The sequence below is a fragment of the Polyangium fumosum genome, assembly GCF_005144585.1.
GTDB classification, from domain to species: Bacteria; Myxococcota_A; Polyangia; order Polyangiales; family Polyangiaceae; genus Polyangium; species Polyangium fumosum.
Map to the genome: position 1 here is coordinate 89,175 of NZ_SSMQ01000021.1, position 14,155 is coordinate 103,329.

12 protein-coding genes and 1 tRNA gene are annotated in these 14,155 nt (G+C 68.2%); 10 read left to right on the plus strand and 3 right to left on the minus strand.

The window, feature by feature from the left end:
- Nucleotides 1-17: 17 nt before the first annotated feature.
- From E8A74_RS21095 to E8A74_RS21105, 3 genes are read left to right on the plus strand one after another with little or no spacing between them, the layout of a single operon-like run.
- Entirely contained in the window at nt 18-452 is a 435-nt protein-coding gene (locus E8A74_RS21095; RefSeq protein WP_136930841.1) for a secondary thiamine-phosphate synthase enzyme YjbQ, read from the plus strand.
- A complete protein-coding gene (locus E8A74_RS21100) occupies nt 449-868 on the plus strand; it encodes a hypothetical protein (protein ID WP_136930842.1) in 420 nt (139 codons plus the stop codon). The genes E8A74_RS21095 and E8A74_RS21100 overlap by 4 nt, the downstream gene beginning before the upstream one ends.
- A complete protein-coding gene (locus E8A74_RS21105; protein WP_136930843.1) occupies nt 865-1,572 on the plus strand; it encodes a lysophospholipid acyltransferase family protein in 708 nt (235 codons plus the stop codon). The genes E8A74_RS21100 and E8A74_RS21105 overlap by 4 nt, the downstream gene beginning before the upstream one ends.
- 13 nt (nt 1,573-1,585) lie before the next feature.
- On the opposite strand, the gene E8A74_RS21110 is transcribed toward E8A74_RS21105, so the two are convergent.
- Nucleotides 1,586-2,485 carry an SGNH/GDSL hydrolase family protein gene (locus E8A74_RS21110; protein WP_136930844.1) on the minus strand — a complete coding sequence of 300 codons (900 nt, stop codon included), beginning with the start codon at nt 2,483-2,485 and terminating at the stop codon, nt 1,586-1,588.
- A 96-nt stretch (nt 2,486-2,581) separates the two neighbouring features.
- Between E8A74_RS21110 and E8A74_RS21115 the strand changes: the two genes are divergently transcribed.
- Nucleotides 2,582-4,018 carry a site-2 protease family protein gene (locus E8A74_RS21115; RefSeq protein ID WP_136930845.1) on the plus strand — a complete coding sequence of 479 codons (1,437 nt, stop codon included), beginning with the start codon at nt 2,582-2,584 and terminating at the stop codon, nt 4,016-4,018.
- A 328-nt stretch (nt 4,019-4,346) separates the two neighbouring features.
- Here E8A74_RS21115 and dut read toward each other — a convergent pair whose 3' ends face one another.
- Both dut and E8A74_RS21125 read right to left on the minus strand, forming a co-directional pair.
- Nucleotides 4,347-4,784, minus strand: coding sequence for a dUTP diphosphatase (gene dut, locus E8A74_RS21120; RefSeq protein WP_269749884.1), 438 nt, complete (start codon nt 4,782-4,784; stop codon nt 4,347-4,349).
- Between the two features lie 14 nt (nt 4,785-4,798).
- On the minus strand, nt 4,799-5,575 hold the full coding sequence (locus E8A74_RS21125) for a S1 RNA-binding domain-containing protein (RefSeq protein ID WP_136930846.1): 777 nt from the start codon (nt 5,573-5,575) through the stop codon (nt 4,799-4,801).
- 236 nt (nt 5,576-5,811) lie between these two features.
- Between E8A74_RS21125 and E8A74_RS21130 the strand changes: the two genes are divergently transcribed.
- From E8A74_RS21130 to E8A74_RS21155, 6 genes are all read left to right on the plus strand, one after another.
- Nucleotides 5,812-5,887, plus strand: a tRNA-Lys gene (locus E8A74_RS21130).
- A gap of 405 nt (nt 5,888-6,292) precedes the next feature.
- Complete coding sequence (locus E8A74_RS21135; protein WP_232379686.1) at nt 6,293-6,994, plus strand: HIT domain-containing protein; 702 nt, start codon at nt 6,293-6,295, stop codon at nt 6,992-6,994.
- The gene (locus E8A74_RS21140; protein ID WP_136930848.1) at nt 6,991-10,365 is read left to right on the plus strand and encodes a serine/threonine-protein kinase; all 3,375 of its coding nucleotides are present in this window, start codon (nt 6,991-6,993) and stop codon (nt 10,363-10,365) included. The genes E8A74_RS21135 and E8A74_RS21140 overlap by 4 nt, the downstream gene beginning before the upstream one ends.
- 117 nt (nt 10,366-10,482) lie before the next feature.
- Nucleotides 10,483-12,288, plus strand: a complete 1,806-nt coding sequence (locus tag E8A74_RS21145; RefSeq protein ID WP_136930849.1) for an SAVED domain-containing protein — start codon at nt 10,483-10,485, stop codon at nt 12,286-12,288.
- 33 nt (nt 12,289-12,321) lie between these two features.
- Nucleotides 12,322-13,248, plus strand: coding sequence for a nucleotidyltransferase domain-containing protein (locus tag E8A74_RS21150; protein ID WP_136930850.1), 927 nt, complete (start codon nt 12,322-12,324; stop codon nt 13,246-13,248).
- A gap of 20 nt (nt 13,249-13,268) precedes the next feature.
- Nucleotides 13,269-14,141, plus strand: coding sequence for a sigma-70 family RNA polymerase sigma factor (locus E8A74_RS21155; RefSeq protein ID WP_136930851.1), 873 nt, complete (start codon nt 13,269-13,271; stop codon nt 14,139-14,141).
- Nucleotides 14,142-14,155: the final 14 nt, after the last annotated feature.

A 14,155-nucleotide genomic window follows, 5' to 3' on the forward strand; every position in this document is an offset into this window, starting at 1 on the left:
GGGGGGGCCACGGTCCGATGAGGGAGAACGTCCACCAGAAGACCCTCGACATCCGCACCCGCGGGCGAGGTCTCTACGACGTCACGAGCGCGGTCGCCGCCGTGCTCGACGACGCCGGCGTCACGATCGGCCTCTGCTCGCTCTTCCTTCAGCACACCTCGGCGAGCCTCGTCGTGCAGGAGAACGCGGATCCGGCCGTGCTCCGGGATCTCGATCGGTGGATGGCGCGCGTCGCGCCCGAAGGCGCCGGCTACGAGCACGACGCCGAGGGCCCGGACGACATGCCCGCGCACATCCGCGCGGCCATCACCAGCACGAGCCTCACGATCCCGATCACCGCGGGCAAGCTCGCGCTCGGGACGTGGCAGGCGATCTACGTCTGGGAGCACCGAACGAGCCCGCACACGAGGCGCCTCGTGGTCACCGTCCTCGGCGCATCCAAGAGCCCATGAACGCACGCACATCGATCCTCGTCCGCGCCCTCGTCGTCCTTCCTTTGCCCCTCGCGCTCGCCGCGGCGCTCGTCTCCGCCTGCGCCGGTGGCCTCCCCGGCAGCCTCGAAGACGGCCGCTTCGCCACGTGCGAGTCGAACGACGACTGCATCGCGCGCGACGCAGGCACCGAGGCCGGCATCTGCTGGAACCTCCGCTGCGTGCAGTGCCGCTACGACACCGACTGCGCCGCGGGCGCGTACTGCGCCGACAACCTCTGCAAGACGCTCGACCCGAAGCCGGCCGAGGAGCAAGACCCGACGGACGCGAACGCGAAGACGATCGACGAGTGCATCAAGGCGTGCACCGACAAGGAGTGCATCGACACGTGCAACGCGCGCTTCCCCGACGCGAAGAAGAAGCGGAGGGGGCGTTGACGTTCGTCGAGACGGCCAAGGGCATCTTCGACACGGCGCGCATCAGCGTGCCCACGGTGCTCGACGCAGCGACCGGTCGCCTCGACGCCGAGGCGTGCGACGAGCGGCTCGCGTGGTGGTCGAGGAAGCTCTTCGCAGACGCGGAGGTGAGCCTCGTCGTGCGCGGGCGCGAGCACCTCGGCGAGGGCCGCGAGACGTTCATCGTGATGTCGAACCACCAGAGCCTCTACGACATCCCGGCGCTCTACCGCGCGATCCCGGACCGGCGGCTGCGCATGGTGGCGAAGGCGGAGCTCTTCGACGTCCCCGTGTGGGGCCACGCGATGAAGGCCGCGGGGTTCATCCGCATCGAGCGCGGCAACCGCGCGCAAGCCGTCTCGGCGCTGCGCACGTCGAGCAGCATGCTGGAGGAAGGATCGCTGCTCTGGATCGCGCCCGAGGGGACGCGCAGCGCGACGGGGATCGTGGGCCCGTTCAAGAGCGGAGGATTTCACCTCGCGCTGGAGACGGGTCACCGCATCTTGCCGGTGGCGATCGACGGCACGCGGGACGTGCTGCCGGCGCGCGGGACGATCGTGCGCAAGGGCAAACGTGTCGTCGTGACGATCCTGCCGCCGATCGATCCGAACACATACGGCAAGGAGCACCGCAAGGAGCTCACGGCCGCGGTGTACGACGCGATCGTCGAGGCGATGGGGCGCTAGAAAGAGCGCCTCGCTAGAGCTGTGTCTGCGCGGTCTTCTGCAGGCTCGGGCCCGGGCTCGCGCCGTTTTTCTCCGGGCGCAGGCGCCAGGGGTTCACGGCGTGCCTGCCCGATCCCTTCGGCAGGGCCTCGCCCTCCCTGGGCATCGGCGCGCGCTCGGCGAGCAGCCAGCGGAAGAACGCGTCGGCCCAAGCCGTGCCGCCGGCAGCGTCGGGGTGGATGCCGTCGGGCTGGCGCGAGATCGGGCCGGCGTGCGCGTCGGAGTCGAAGAAGCGGCAGGGCGAGGTGTGCTTGCGGAAGATCTCGATGATGCCGGTGTCCTTGCGCCAGAGCGGCGGCGAGACCCACACGCAAGGCCTGTTGCCGACGATCTTGACCAGCCGCTCGACCGCGTCGGCGCGCGCCGCCGGATCGGTCAACGTCACCTCGTTCGCGCCGAGGTTGATGATCACGAGATCAGGGTGGTAGTCGCCGACGAGCTTCGCGAGCTTCAAGTGCCAGCTCGTGGTGTACGAAGCCTGCTCGGAGCGGACCTCGTAGAGCGCGCCGACCGCCTTCATCTTGGGCCGCAGCGCCTGGGAAAAGCCGGCCATGAGGAACGAGTCGCCGATGTGCAGGACGATGGAGCGAGGCTCGATCGGCGGCGCCGCCTCCGGCGGGACCTCCCCTGCCGCGCCCGTGGGCGCGGCTGCGGGCGCCGCCATGGAAGCCCCCGCCGCCTCCGGGGCCGGAGCCTCGGCCGCAGCCACCGCAGGGGACGTGCGGGCCTCCGGAGGCGCGGCGACGTCGCCCTGTACGTGCGTGGCGCTTGCTGGCGTGCCAGGCTGCGCCTCCGGAGGCGCGGCGGAGGCGCACGCGCCAACGAGGTAGAGAAGCGTGGGCGCGAGGAGCGGAGCGAAGCTCGAAGAGCGCATCGGAGGTCCCAGGGCTCCGCACTCTAAGCCACACTTCGTCCGAGCCGCAAAGAATCGGCCCGCCTCGGGCGGGCCTGCACGAGGAACTTCGAGGGCATGAATTTCAGGCTGTTCGGCATCGACGTCGAGGTCCAGGCGAGCTTCTGGTTCACCACGGTGCTGCTCGGCATCAATTACGTGGACCTGTCGCGTGGGCCCGCCGGTCTCCTGCCGCTCGCCGTGTGGGCGCTCGTCGTGCTCGTGAGCGTCCTCGTCCACGAGCTCGGCCACGCCCTGGCGATCCGGCGGCACCGCATCCAGCCGGAGATCACGCTCTACCTGATGGGCGGCGTGACCCGTTGGCAGCAGGTGCTCCCGCTCCGGCGCATCGACCACATCCTCATCAGCCTGGCCGGCCCCTTCGCGGGTTTCGCCTTCGCGAGCCTGTTCTTTGGGCTCGACTACTGGCTCAACCACCACGCGCCGGCCCAGGTCGCTGCGCGTATCCCCGCGATCGGCCGCTTCGCGCTCGACGTGCTCATCTACGTCAACTGGTACTGGGGCCTCATGAACCTCCTGCCCGTCCTGCCCCTCGACGGCGGGCACGTGCTCGAGCAAGCGCTCGGCCCGCGGCGCGTCCGGCTCGTGGCAGGCGTCTCGATGCTGGCAGGGTTCGCCGTGGTGTTCTACGCCCTGAGCGTCCAGCCGAGAAACCTCTTCCTGGCCGTCATGTTCGGCATGCTCGCGTTCCAGAGCCTGCGGCGCCTGCAAACGCTCGGGCCCGGCGACACCGAGGAGGACCCGCGGCCGCGCGCGCCGACGCCCGACGTCGAGCCTGCACTCCCAGGCGAGCTGCTCTCGCTCCTGCTCCGCGCCCGGCAAGCCGTCGCAGACGAGGACCTCGGTCGCGCGCGGAGCCTCGTCCAGGAAATCTTCTCCTACGAGCAGCGAACAGGCGAGCCGCTCCCGCCGCGCGGGCGCCGCGAAGCCTTCGAGGTGCTCGGCTGGGTCGCGCTGGCCGCGGACCACGTCGACGAAGCAGCCCAACGCGTGGCCGAAGCGCGCAAGCTCGGCGAGGTCGATCCGGCACTCATGGGCGCAGTGCATTTCGCCAAGCGCGAGCTCAGCGCAGCGCGCCGCGTGCTCGAAGCAGCACGCGCGAGCGGCGACGATCGCAAGGAGATCGTGGGCCCACTCGTGCAAATCCTCATCGAGCAAGGCGAGATCGCGCGGGCCTCAGCGATCGCCTACGACATCGTCGACTCCCTCAGCGAAGACGACGCGCGCAAGATGGCGAAGCTCGCCTTCGACGGTCGCGCCTTCGACTGGTCAGCCCGCCTCTCCGAAGCCGTCTTCGAAAGGCAAAAGAGCGCCGAAGACGCCTACGAGGCAGCCCGCGCGCACGCGCAAGACGGCGCCTACGAGCGCGCACTCGACATGCTGCGCAAAGCCGTCGAAGCCGGCTTCAGCGACCGAGGCCGCGTCTGGTCGGACAAAGCACTCGAAGCACTGCGCGCACGAAGCGGCCTCGAAGCCGTCGTCCCGCGCCCGTGACGTCGCGCCGGGGCGCTGCCCCGGACCCCGCGGGGGCTATCCGCCCCCTCGACCCCGGACCAGCGAGGCGCTGGACCCAGGGTTGAAAAACTGCGCTCTGCGCAGTTTTTCAAACAGGCCGACGAAGAACCCAGGTTGCCAGCAGACCCCGCAGCGCGGCTGTCTTGATGGGCAACGCCGCTGCCAGTCTTGACCGGGCCTGTTCGATGAACTGCGCATCGCGCAGTTCATCGAGCTTGGGTCCAGCGCCTCGCTGGTCCGGGTGCAGGGGCGGACAGCCCCTGCTGGGGTCTGGGGCAAAGCCCCAGCGAGGCGCCTCCGACGCGCCTCACTGCCCGGTCGAACCGTACCCGCCGGCGCCGCGTGTCGTCTCGTCGAGCGACTCGACGATGACGAGCTCGGCGCGCGCGACGGGACAGATCACGAGCTGTGCGATTCGCTCTCCGCGACGTACGACGAAGGGTGCGTCGCCGTGGTTGATGAGCAGCACCATCAGCTCGCCGCGGTAGTCTGGATCGATCGTCCCTGGCGCGTTCAGCACGGTGATCCCGTGCTTCAGCGCGAGGCCCGAGCGGGGCCGCACCTGCCCTTCGTATCCTTCGGGGATGGCGACACGTAGACCTGTCGGCACGAGCTTGCGCTCGCCGCGGCCGATCGACACGTCGTCGACCACGGCTGCGCACAGATCGAGACCGACGGCGCTTGCGGACTGGTATGCCGGCAGCGGCATGTCCGGGCTGCCCACGCGTACGCAGGGGATGCGCACGGATCCTCGTGCTGTCACTTCTTCTTCTTCGACAGCAGATCGCCGAGCGTCCCGAACCCGCGCGGCTCGGGCTTCTTCGCGCCGCCTTGCGGCGCCTTCTTGCCATCGGCCTTGGGTTTGTCTGCTGCGGCTTCGGCCTTCTCGGCGCCGCCGTCCTTGAACTTCTCGAACGAGTTGCGCTCCTCGTCGCGCGCGACCGCGGTGATCGACAGGCGGATTTTGCCTTCCTGGTCGATGTTCACGATCTTTGCTTCGACCTCTGCGCCGACCGTGAAGTGCTTCTTCAGGTCTGCGCCGCGCGGCGTGCCGGTCTCCACGGTGGGGATGAGACCACGACCGCTCCGCCCTTGGGTGCCTGCGATCTGCACGAACACGCCGTAGCGCTCGACGCCGGTGACGCTGCCCTTGACGCGCGCGCCTTCGACGAGGACGGGGGACTGGCCTTTGGCGCCGAGGCCGATGGAGGTGGTGAGTGGATCGCCTTCGGCGTTGCGGATGAAGAGGGGGCTCAGGCGGACCTGGCCGGTGCCGCGCTCGATGGCGGCGACGGTGGCGCTCACCTTGTTCCCGACGGCGACGAGCAGCTTGCCGTCGGGATCGGTGAGGTCGATCCGTTCGAAAAAGCCCTCCTGCTTGCCGCCGAGGTCTGCGAAGACGGCGTTCTGGGCGACGACGACGATGGTCACTTCGAGCTTGTCGCCCACGTGGAAGCGGCGTCGCTCCTGGCGACCGCCGCCCGCTTGCTCGAACAGGGCCCCGAAGGACTCCGACGTTTCCCGGCGCTCGGACATGGTGGACCGCCTCTTAGCGCGGCTGCGGCAGGAAGGCGAGGGAACGGATGCGGAGGCGAAAGCGGCGGTGGAAGCAGGGACGGGGGAGGAGGCGGAGGTGGGGGGTGCGGGTGTGCGGGCGGAGGCGGGAGAGGGTGGACGGACGGAGGGATCGTTTCCTGCTTGTCGCAGACGGGCCGGATCGTGCTAGGGTGCGCCCGCGATGTGCCGGAGGGACCACCCCGCCGGAACGTCCAGGGTCGATAGCTCAGTCGGTAGAGCTGCGGGCTTTTAACCCGTAGGTCCAGGGTTCGAGTCCCTGTCGACCCACCAAAGCGGAAGTCATTGAGGCGTTGGCTCCTGGGAGGAGCCCCCTCGACGGCCTCTCGCATAGCTGATCGGAGGGGGTTCCGAGCGGGTCGAGGACCCTTGCGACCCACCATGCCGACGGGGTGGAGCGGGTCGAGGACCCTTGCGACTTCCTCCGGCGACGGCTGCAAGCAGGTCGAGGACCCTTGCGACTCATCGCGCCGACGGCTGCGACCCTGGTCGAATAGGCTCGTGATCCCCTGCAACGAGGGCTGCGAGCCGGTCGACAAACGCCACGACCTACCCCGGCGACGGCTGCGACTCTCTTCGAGGAGGGTAACGACCCACCACGCCGACGGCTTCGAGTTCCTCTGTGAGGGTGTTCAACAGGTCGCACTTCACCAGACACCTTCCCGTACTCTCTGCGCCGTGTCGCCCTTCCTCAGGATCCCCTCGTCCTCCTGGATCGCGAGCAACGCCCTCGCCTTTGCGGTCCCGGACCTCTACCCGGTGAGCCGCGGCCACACCCTCGTCATCCCGCGCCGCCTCGTTGCGACCTGGTTCGACGCCACGCCCGAGGAGCAGAGGGCCCTCTTCGAACTCGTCGACGACGTCAAACGCAAGCTCGACGCGGAGCTATCCCCGGACGGCTACAACATCGGCATCAATGCAGGTGAAGCCGCAGGACAGACTGTCATGCACCTGCACGTGCACGTCATCCCACGGTATCGCGGCGACGTCGACGATCCCCGCGGCGGCGTGCGGCATGTCATTCCGGGCAAAGGCAACTATCTCGCGAATCGCTCCCCTCCCCTCGCGCAAGGCGGCACGGACGATCCTTTCCTCGCCCATCTCGCCCCCCTCTTTCGTCGTGCCGCGGATATCGCCATTCTCGCAGCCTTCACGCAGGAGCGAGGGCTCGACCTCCTGGAGTCGCACGTCTTTGCCGCCCTCGCGCACGGAGCCCGGGTCCGGCTCGTCACCAGCGATTACCTCCAGATCACGTCCGCACAAGCGCTCCGGACGCTGCTCGATTGGGTGGGCAGCCCCCCGGTTCGCAGAGGCAAGGCTCCTTCGTGCACGCAAGCCGTTTTCGTTTTTCTCCGTAAGAAGTACAATGCAGGGGCATGAACCACCCCGGTGATGTGATCGGCCCCTACCGGCTGCTGCATCCCATCGGTAGCGGCGGCATGGGGCAGGTCTTCGCCGCGGTGCACGAGCACATGGACCAGGACGTAGCGCTCAAGCTCCTCGCGCCTGCAGCAGCCGCCGAGCCGCAGCTCATCGCCCGCTTCATCCAGGAAGCGCGCGCTTTGGCGCGGCTCGAGCACCCGGGGATCGTGCGTGTCTTGCACTGCGACAGGCTTGACGATGGTCGGGTCTACCTCGCCATGGAGCATCTCGTCGGTGTCTCCCTGCGCGAATGGCTGAACTGCGCCTCGGCACCTCCGGCGCTCGGCGCAGCACTCGCGCTCGCACGGCAGATCGCGGACGCGATGGTCGAAGTGCACGCCGCCGCCATCGTCCATCGCGATCTGAAGCCCGAAAATGTCTTCCTCTGCCCGGAGGAGAATACTGCTCCAGGCCATCGTGTGAAGATCCTGGACTTCGGGATCGCCAAGGTCCCCCCGAAGCAGGATGGCGCCAGCATCGATACGCAGGTCCAGACCAACGCGCCCGTCATCCTCGGTACGTCCACGTACATGGCCCCCGAGCAATGGCGGGACCCGGCGGAGGTCGATGGTCGCGCGGACGTCTACGCGCTGGGCGTGATGCTCTTCGAGCTCTGCGCCGGCAGACCTCCGTTCGTCGCCGAAGACCGGGTCGACTTGATCACGATGCACATGCGCGACGAGCCCCCGTCCTTGCAGGACCTCGCCCCGGCCGTACCGGGCCCGCTCGCGGCCTTCGTCGCCTCCATGCTCGCCAAGGATCCTGCCGAGCGGCCCACCATGGCCCGATGCCGAGAGATGCTCGGTTTGCCCTGGGAGACCGAGCGGGAAGAGTGCCCCATCCCCGGGCTCGCGCCCTTCACGGAGACCCAGGCCGAGCTGTTTTTCGGACGGAGCGCCGAGATCGCCGCTCTCGTCGACCTGCTCGAGGCGTCGCGCGCAGGCGAGCGGCGATGGGTGCAGATCGAGGGCCCGAGCGGCGTCGGGAAATCGTCCCTTGTCCAGGCTGGCCTGCTCCCGCGGTTGAAGGAGCATGCCGGCACGTCGAGGTGGCGCGTGCTCAGCCTGCGCCCTTCCTACGATTCGCTCCGCAGCCTCGCCGAGGGCATCGTCACGGCATTTACGCCTGAAGGGTTGTCCAGAAGCCCTGACGACATCGAGCGCTCGCTCCGTGAAGACAATGGCGCCCTCGACGCTCTGCTCACCGCCCACGCGCCTCCAGGGTGCTGTGTGCTGCTCGTGATCGAGCAACTTGAAGAGCTCTTCACGATCGGAACCGCTGGCTGCCGCCGGCTCGACGAAGTCGTGGACGCTGCGCTCGCCGCGCCCGCGTCCTCCCTCCGTCTGCTCACGACCCTGCGTAGCGATTTCCTTCACCGGCTGGACGAGGCGCCTCGCTTCGCGCGACGGCTCAACCAGGCCTCGCGTCATCACCTGGGCGCCATGGAGGAGGCGGCGCTGACGCAGGTGATCCAAGGAATGGCCCGGCGCGCAGGAATGCGGCTCGCCAACGGGCTCGCGGAGCGAATGGTACGGGATGCCAGGAGCGCCGGAAGCCAGCTACCTCTACTCGGACATGCCCTGCGCGCTCTCTGGTCGCGGCGCGGCGGCGCGCTCGTTTCACACGAGCACTACGAAGCCCTCGGCGGCGTGGGTGGCGCCCTGATGCAGCAGGCCGAGCGGCTGCTCGATGCTCTGGGCGACGAGGGGCGCGAGCGCGCGAAGTGGCTCCTGCTCGATCTCGTGCAGGTGGGCCGCGGCGTGCCTGATACCCGTCGGCCTCGGACACGGCAGGAGGTCCTCGCGTCGGCGGGCGGCGACAAGCTCGCGGAGGAGGTGCTGATGCGGCTTTCCGGAGCGCGCGCTGGCGCCATCGAGGCCCTTGAGAGCCTCCGGCTCGTCGTGCTCTCCAGCGAGCCAGACCCCGCCCGGCAGTGCGTCGAGCTGATCCACGAGAGCCTACTCCAGCAAGTGCCGACCGTCGCAGGCTGGATTGAAGGCGAACGCGCGCGGCTGGAGCGCCACGCCGATCTGGAGGCGCTCGCGCACGCGTGGGAGCAGGCCGGAGGCCCGTCGACGGGGCTGCCCTCGGGCACCTTGCTCGCGCACTACCGCGGCGCGGAGGCGCAGCACCGGCTCGCGCGGATGGCAAGCGCGCGGGCCTTACGTTTTCTCGATGCAGCGGAGCGACTGGCGAGGCGGCGCTCGCGGGTCACGCGCGCGCTCGCAGCGATTCTGCTCGCAGCGGTCATGGCCATCGCGGGCAGCGCCATTTTCGCGTGGCGCGAGCGGCAGCGCGCCGAGGAGAATCTGCAATCCGTTCTCTCCGCCACGGATGATATCGTCGGGGATGTCGACTGGACGCTCGGCAGGCACCCGCATACGCTCGATGTACGCCGGAAGATGCTGCTCGACATCGAGGAGCGCCTCCTGCGATTGCCAGAGCAGGATCGGCCCGAGGTGCGCGCCGCGATCATAAGTACGAAGCACCGGCGCAGCGACCTTGCCCGGAACGACGAGACACTCGCACAGGCGGACATCCTGCTCGTCGATGCCGTGCAACGGATCCGGGATGGTTTGACGCGCGCACCATCGGACACCGCCCTGCTGGAGCTGCTCGGCCTGAACCTCTCGAAGCGAGGGAAGATCGCACTCGCGCGGGGACAGTATGAGGCCGCGCAGGCCTCGTTCGCCGAGGCGCTCGACCTCTTCGCACGCTTGCGACCGTCGGATGATGCCGAGGACGCTCGCCGGACGATGGCAACGAGCTACGCCGAGCAGGCCGAGCTGGAGCTTGCGCTCGGCCGGGCGGGCGTCGCAGGGCCGCTTTATGAACGGGCCGTCGTGCTGCTGGAGCAAAACGACTCGGACTACGACCGCGGCGAGCTCGCGCTCACGCTCTGCGGGCGCGGGGAGGCGGCCCGCAAGGCTTTGGACCCGAAGGCCGCAGGGGGCTACCTCGACCGGGCTCTCGCGCTCCAGACGGAGGTGGTCGAGGCGGAGCCGGGCAACGCCTATTTCCGCTGGATCCTCTCGCGGATCCACGTCGAGCTCGCGGCGCTCCGGAGAGCCGAGGGGGCGCGGGAGGCGGCCGCGAAGCACCTCGTGAAGGCGCGGGACCTGGCGCGCGAGGTGCACCAGGGCGAACCGACGAACAAGAACTACGCGCTGGTGCTCCTCCAGAGCCTGCGCGAGGAAGAGGAGCTCACGCTCGCCCAAGGCGGCACCTCCGACACCACACGGCTGCGCGCCGAGCGGTGCGCGCTGGCGGCGGCCTTCGCGCGCGCGGACAGCGAGGACGTGCGCTTCCAATCCCTCGTTTGCCCCTGAGGCAGGGCTCGGAAAAAAAGTCGCGGGTGAGCGTTGGCTCCTCCCCTGGATGGCGTCCATGGGATCAAGACGCCGATCTCGTGTGGTGCGCGCTCCTCGCGCCGGTGATGGACCTCCATGCAAGACCCGAACAAGACACCCCCGCTGGGGCTCCTCCTTCTCTCTCAGCCCGAGCAGCTCCGCATCACGCTGGAGGGCATGACGAACGCTTTGCCGGAGGCCTACAAGGCGCTCCCGCGGTCGGCCATCGACCTCGACGACATGGTGGAGGCCGCTCGGGAGGCGATCCGAACGCGGGACTGGAACTCCGCGCAGCGCGCACTCGAGGAGCGGTTTCGCGGGAAGATCAAACCGCTGCTCGAGAAGCATCCCGACTACCGGATTGTCTATTTCGGCTCCGCGCCCATTCCCATGGCCGTGTATCTCGGTTTCAGGCTCGAGACCTGGCAAAACGTGGAGGTCATCCCGCACCACCACACGCAGCGGCTCTGGGGGTGGGTCCATGAGCCGGGGCAGCAGCCGGCGCGCCTCGCGCCTGTCACGCCGCTAGATTTCAAGGACCGGACCCAAGGCCAAGCGATCATCCGCGTCTCGACCTCGCACCACGTCGATCCGCAAGTGACACGGCAATCCGTCCCCGATCCGGTCGTAGAGATCGACATCGCGCTCGAGCAGCCGGGGGAGGACGCGTTTACCTGCATCGAGGAGATGCTCGAGGTTGCTCACGCGTTTCGCACGGCACTCGATATCATCGGCGATCAGTTCCCTGGCGTCGAGCACGTGCACCTCTTCGCCTCGGTGCAGCCTGGGATGGCCCTGCTCCTCGGCGCGCAGATCAGCACGACGATGCACCCGCCCGTGCAGACGTACCAGTACGCACGGCACGCGCAAAACGAGCCTTACCACGTGCCCGCCATCCTCGTGAACCGCCCGATCCGCCCCGCGCCGCCCCCCTTGAGCGAGGAAGAGCTGGCGCGGGCAGGGCGTGATCGCGTGGGGCTCTCGGAGGACCTCGAGCGCATGAAGGGCGTCGCCCGCAAGGAGGAGCGTGGCTCGCTGCCGGGCTGGGTCGCGTGCGCTTTGTCGAGCTCGGAGGGCCATCCTGCTTTCACTGGCCACTGGATGGACCTGCCGGCGCTCCACGGCACGCCCCTGCCCAGGACGAATGTTGATCGCGCGACCAGGGGCGTCGACGACACATTCCGCCTGAGCTCCGAAAACGAATGGCAGATCGACGACCACTGGCTCTTGCGGCTCGCGCGGAGGCTCCCGGAGGAGGGACGACGGCAGCGGGCGCTGCGCTTGCTCGTGCTGCACGAGGCGGTCCACCGGGGTCGGCAGACGCTCACGCGCGCATCGAGCCGTGAAATTGGACGATTCCCCAAGGTGCTCGAGGAGATCGACTACCACGCCGATGTCTGGGCCATGCTCTACGAATACTCGCTGGCCGAGACCGAATCAGGAGCCGAGGTGGAGAACCCACAGCGGTTTTTCAAGGATCTCGTGCGGATCGCGACCGAGACGATGTGGGCGTTCGACGATGATGGCTCGCCCATGCGCGAGATCCAGATCCGGCGACTGAACCGGTATCTCATCTGGTACTGGCAATACCTCCACCTCGAGCGCGGGACCGGTCGCAGCGCCGTACTGTCCCTCGACAACGTCCTCGCGATCCTCGCCGAGCGGCCCATCCTCGAGCTGGCAGGGCCCAAGGTGGTGGCCCATGACGACCGCGTCTTCTTCGCCCTCGATGTCGCCCGTGTCGACACGCCCGAGCTCGCTGTCTACCACCGTGGGTGCCTCTACCGGCACGGGATGCGTTACGACTTCCCTATCACCGATCTCCTGCAAGGTGTGCGGGAGCGCAATGGAGACCGGATCCTCGATGCCCTCCGCGCGCCGTTCGAGCAGACGGTTCGCTGAGACAATCTCGACAACGCTGACAAGGAGACAACAATGTCGTTCCAGACCATGTTCCGCCGTTTCGACGAAACCATCAAACTCAACCGCTTCGACGAGAACGCTGAGCTCCGCGAAAAGCGTGATCGCATCCTGAAGCGGTTGCGCGAGAACCTGTCGATCACGTTCGAGCCGTTCAACCAGGGCAGCTATGCGATGGGGACCGGTGTCAAGCCCCTCAACGGCGATTACGATATCGATATTGGGATCGTCTTCAACATCGACCGCCGTAGCCACGATCCAGTCACCGTCAAAGGGTGGGTGTACAAGGCCCTGGAGACGCACACGACGCGCGTCGAGTGGCGCCGTCCGTGCATCACGGTTTACTACCAGCAATCGGGGGAGGCCATCTATCACGTCGATCTGGCCATCCTGGCGAAGGACCCGTACTCGGGTGCGCTCCACCTGGCGATCGGCAAAGAGCACTCCGCCGCCGAGCAGCGGGAGTGGCAACCGGATGACCGCAAAGGCTTCATGGCGGCCGTCGAGAACCGATTCTCGGGCGAAGATGCGGCGCAGTTCCGCCGCGTGATCCGCTACCTGAAGCGCTGGCGCGACGTGCACTTCTCCAGTGAAGGACGCGCGGCGCCGACAGGTCTCGGCCTCACGGTTGCCGCGTACTACTGGTTCCAGCCAACGAAGAGCGGTCCCAGCGACGACGACCTCGGAGCGACCCTCGCCCTCGTGCGCATCATTCATGGTCAATTCACGTCGGCGTGGGACCCGTCGAGCGGCCAGCCCGGTGTACGGCTGGCCCTGCGATTCCCCTTTGCACCACAGGACGATGTCTTCGCCCGCATGACGAACCAGCAGATGCAGGAGTTTCGCCAGCGCCTCGCGAAGCTCATCGAGTGGCTGGAGGAAGCGCAGCGTACGGGTAGCACCGCGCCTCTCCAACGAGCTTTCGGCAGCGATTTCCTCTAAAGCCAACGCTCTCCCTCGTCATGCCCCCCGTCGACGTTGCCCCCTCGGGCGTGCCGTGGAAGGATCACAACCGCCGGATCATGGGCCCGAAAGCGCTTTCGAGCATGTCGGTCGAGGAGCTGCTCCGCCACGCGCGCGAAGGCGACGAGGCCGCGCTCGAGGCGCTCATTCATCGCTCGGGCCCGATGCTCGCCAAACGGGCGTCCCGGCATCGCTCCCGCGTCGAGCCCGGCGGCGCGCGTCCCTCCGACATCGCGCAGGAGACGGCGCTACGCGCGTGGAGCAGATTCGCTTCTTTCACCGGGACGACGGAGGCCGAGTGGTTCGTCTGGCTCGAGCGCATCCTCCACAGCCGCGCCGAGCAATCGGCCCGTCACGCGCGACGAAAAAAGCGCGATGCGGGCGGCGCGAGGCCCCTCGACAGCTCCGTGGCGACGACCGCGCCCACCCCCGATCAGAGCCCGAGCCAGGCCGCCGCCGAGAAGGAGAACTGGAAACGGCTGCTCGGGCGCGTTTACGATCTCCCGGAGGATCAGCGCGACGCCATCTGGTTCCGCCTCATGGAAGCACTCCCTGTGGCCGAGGTCGCGCGCCGCATGGGGAAAACGGAGACCAGCGTGGCAGGCCTGCTCCAGCGTGCGTGCAAGACCCTGCGCTCGAACATGGCGGAAGGCTCGAGCGAGGACGCCGGGGAGCGCACAGGCCGAGCTAGCACGTCGAGCGAAGCCGCATCCGCCCTGCTCGTCTATTTGCGGCGGCGCGACGCTGGGGAGCAGGTGGAGAACGCCGCTTTCGTCGCCGCGCATCCGGACTGCGCGGACGAGCTGCAGGAGATACTCCACTGGATTGAGCGTATTCAATCCCTTCGCCCAGCGGCCGCCCCCGGGGCGTAGGGCAAGAGCGATAG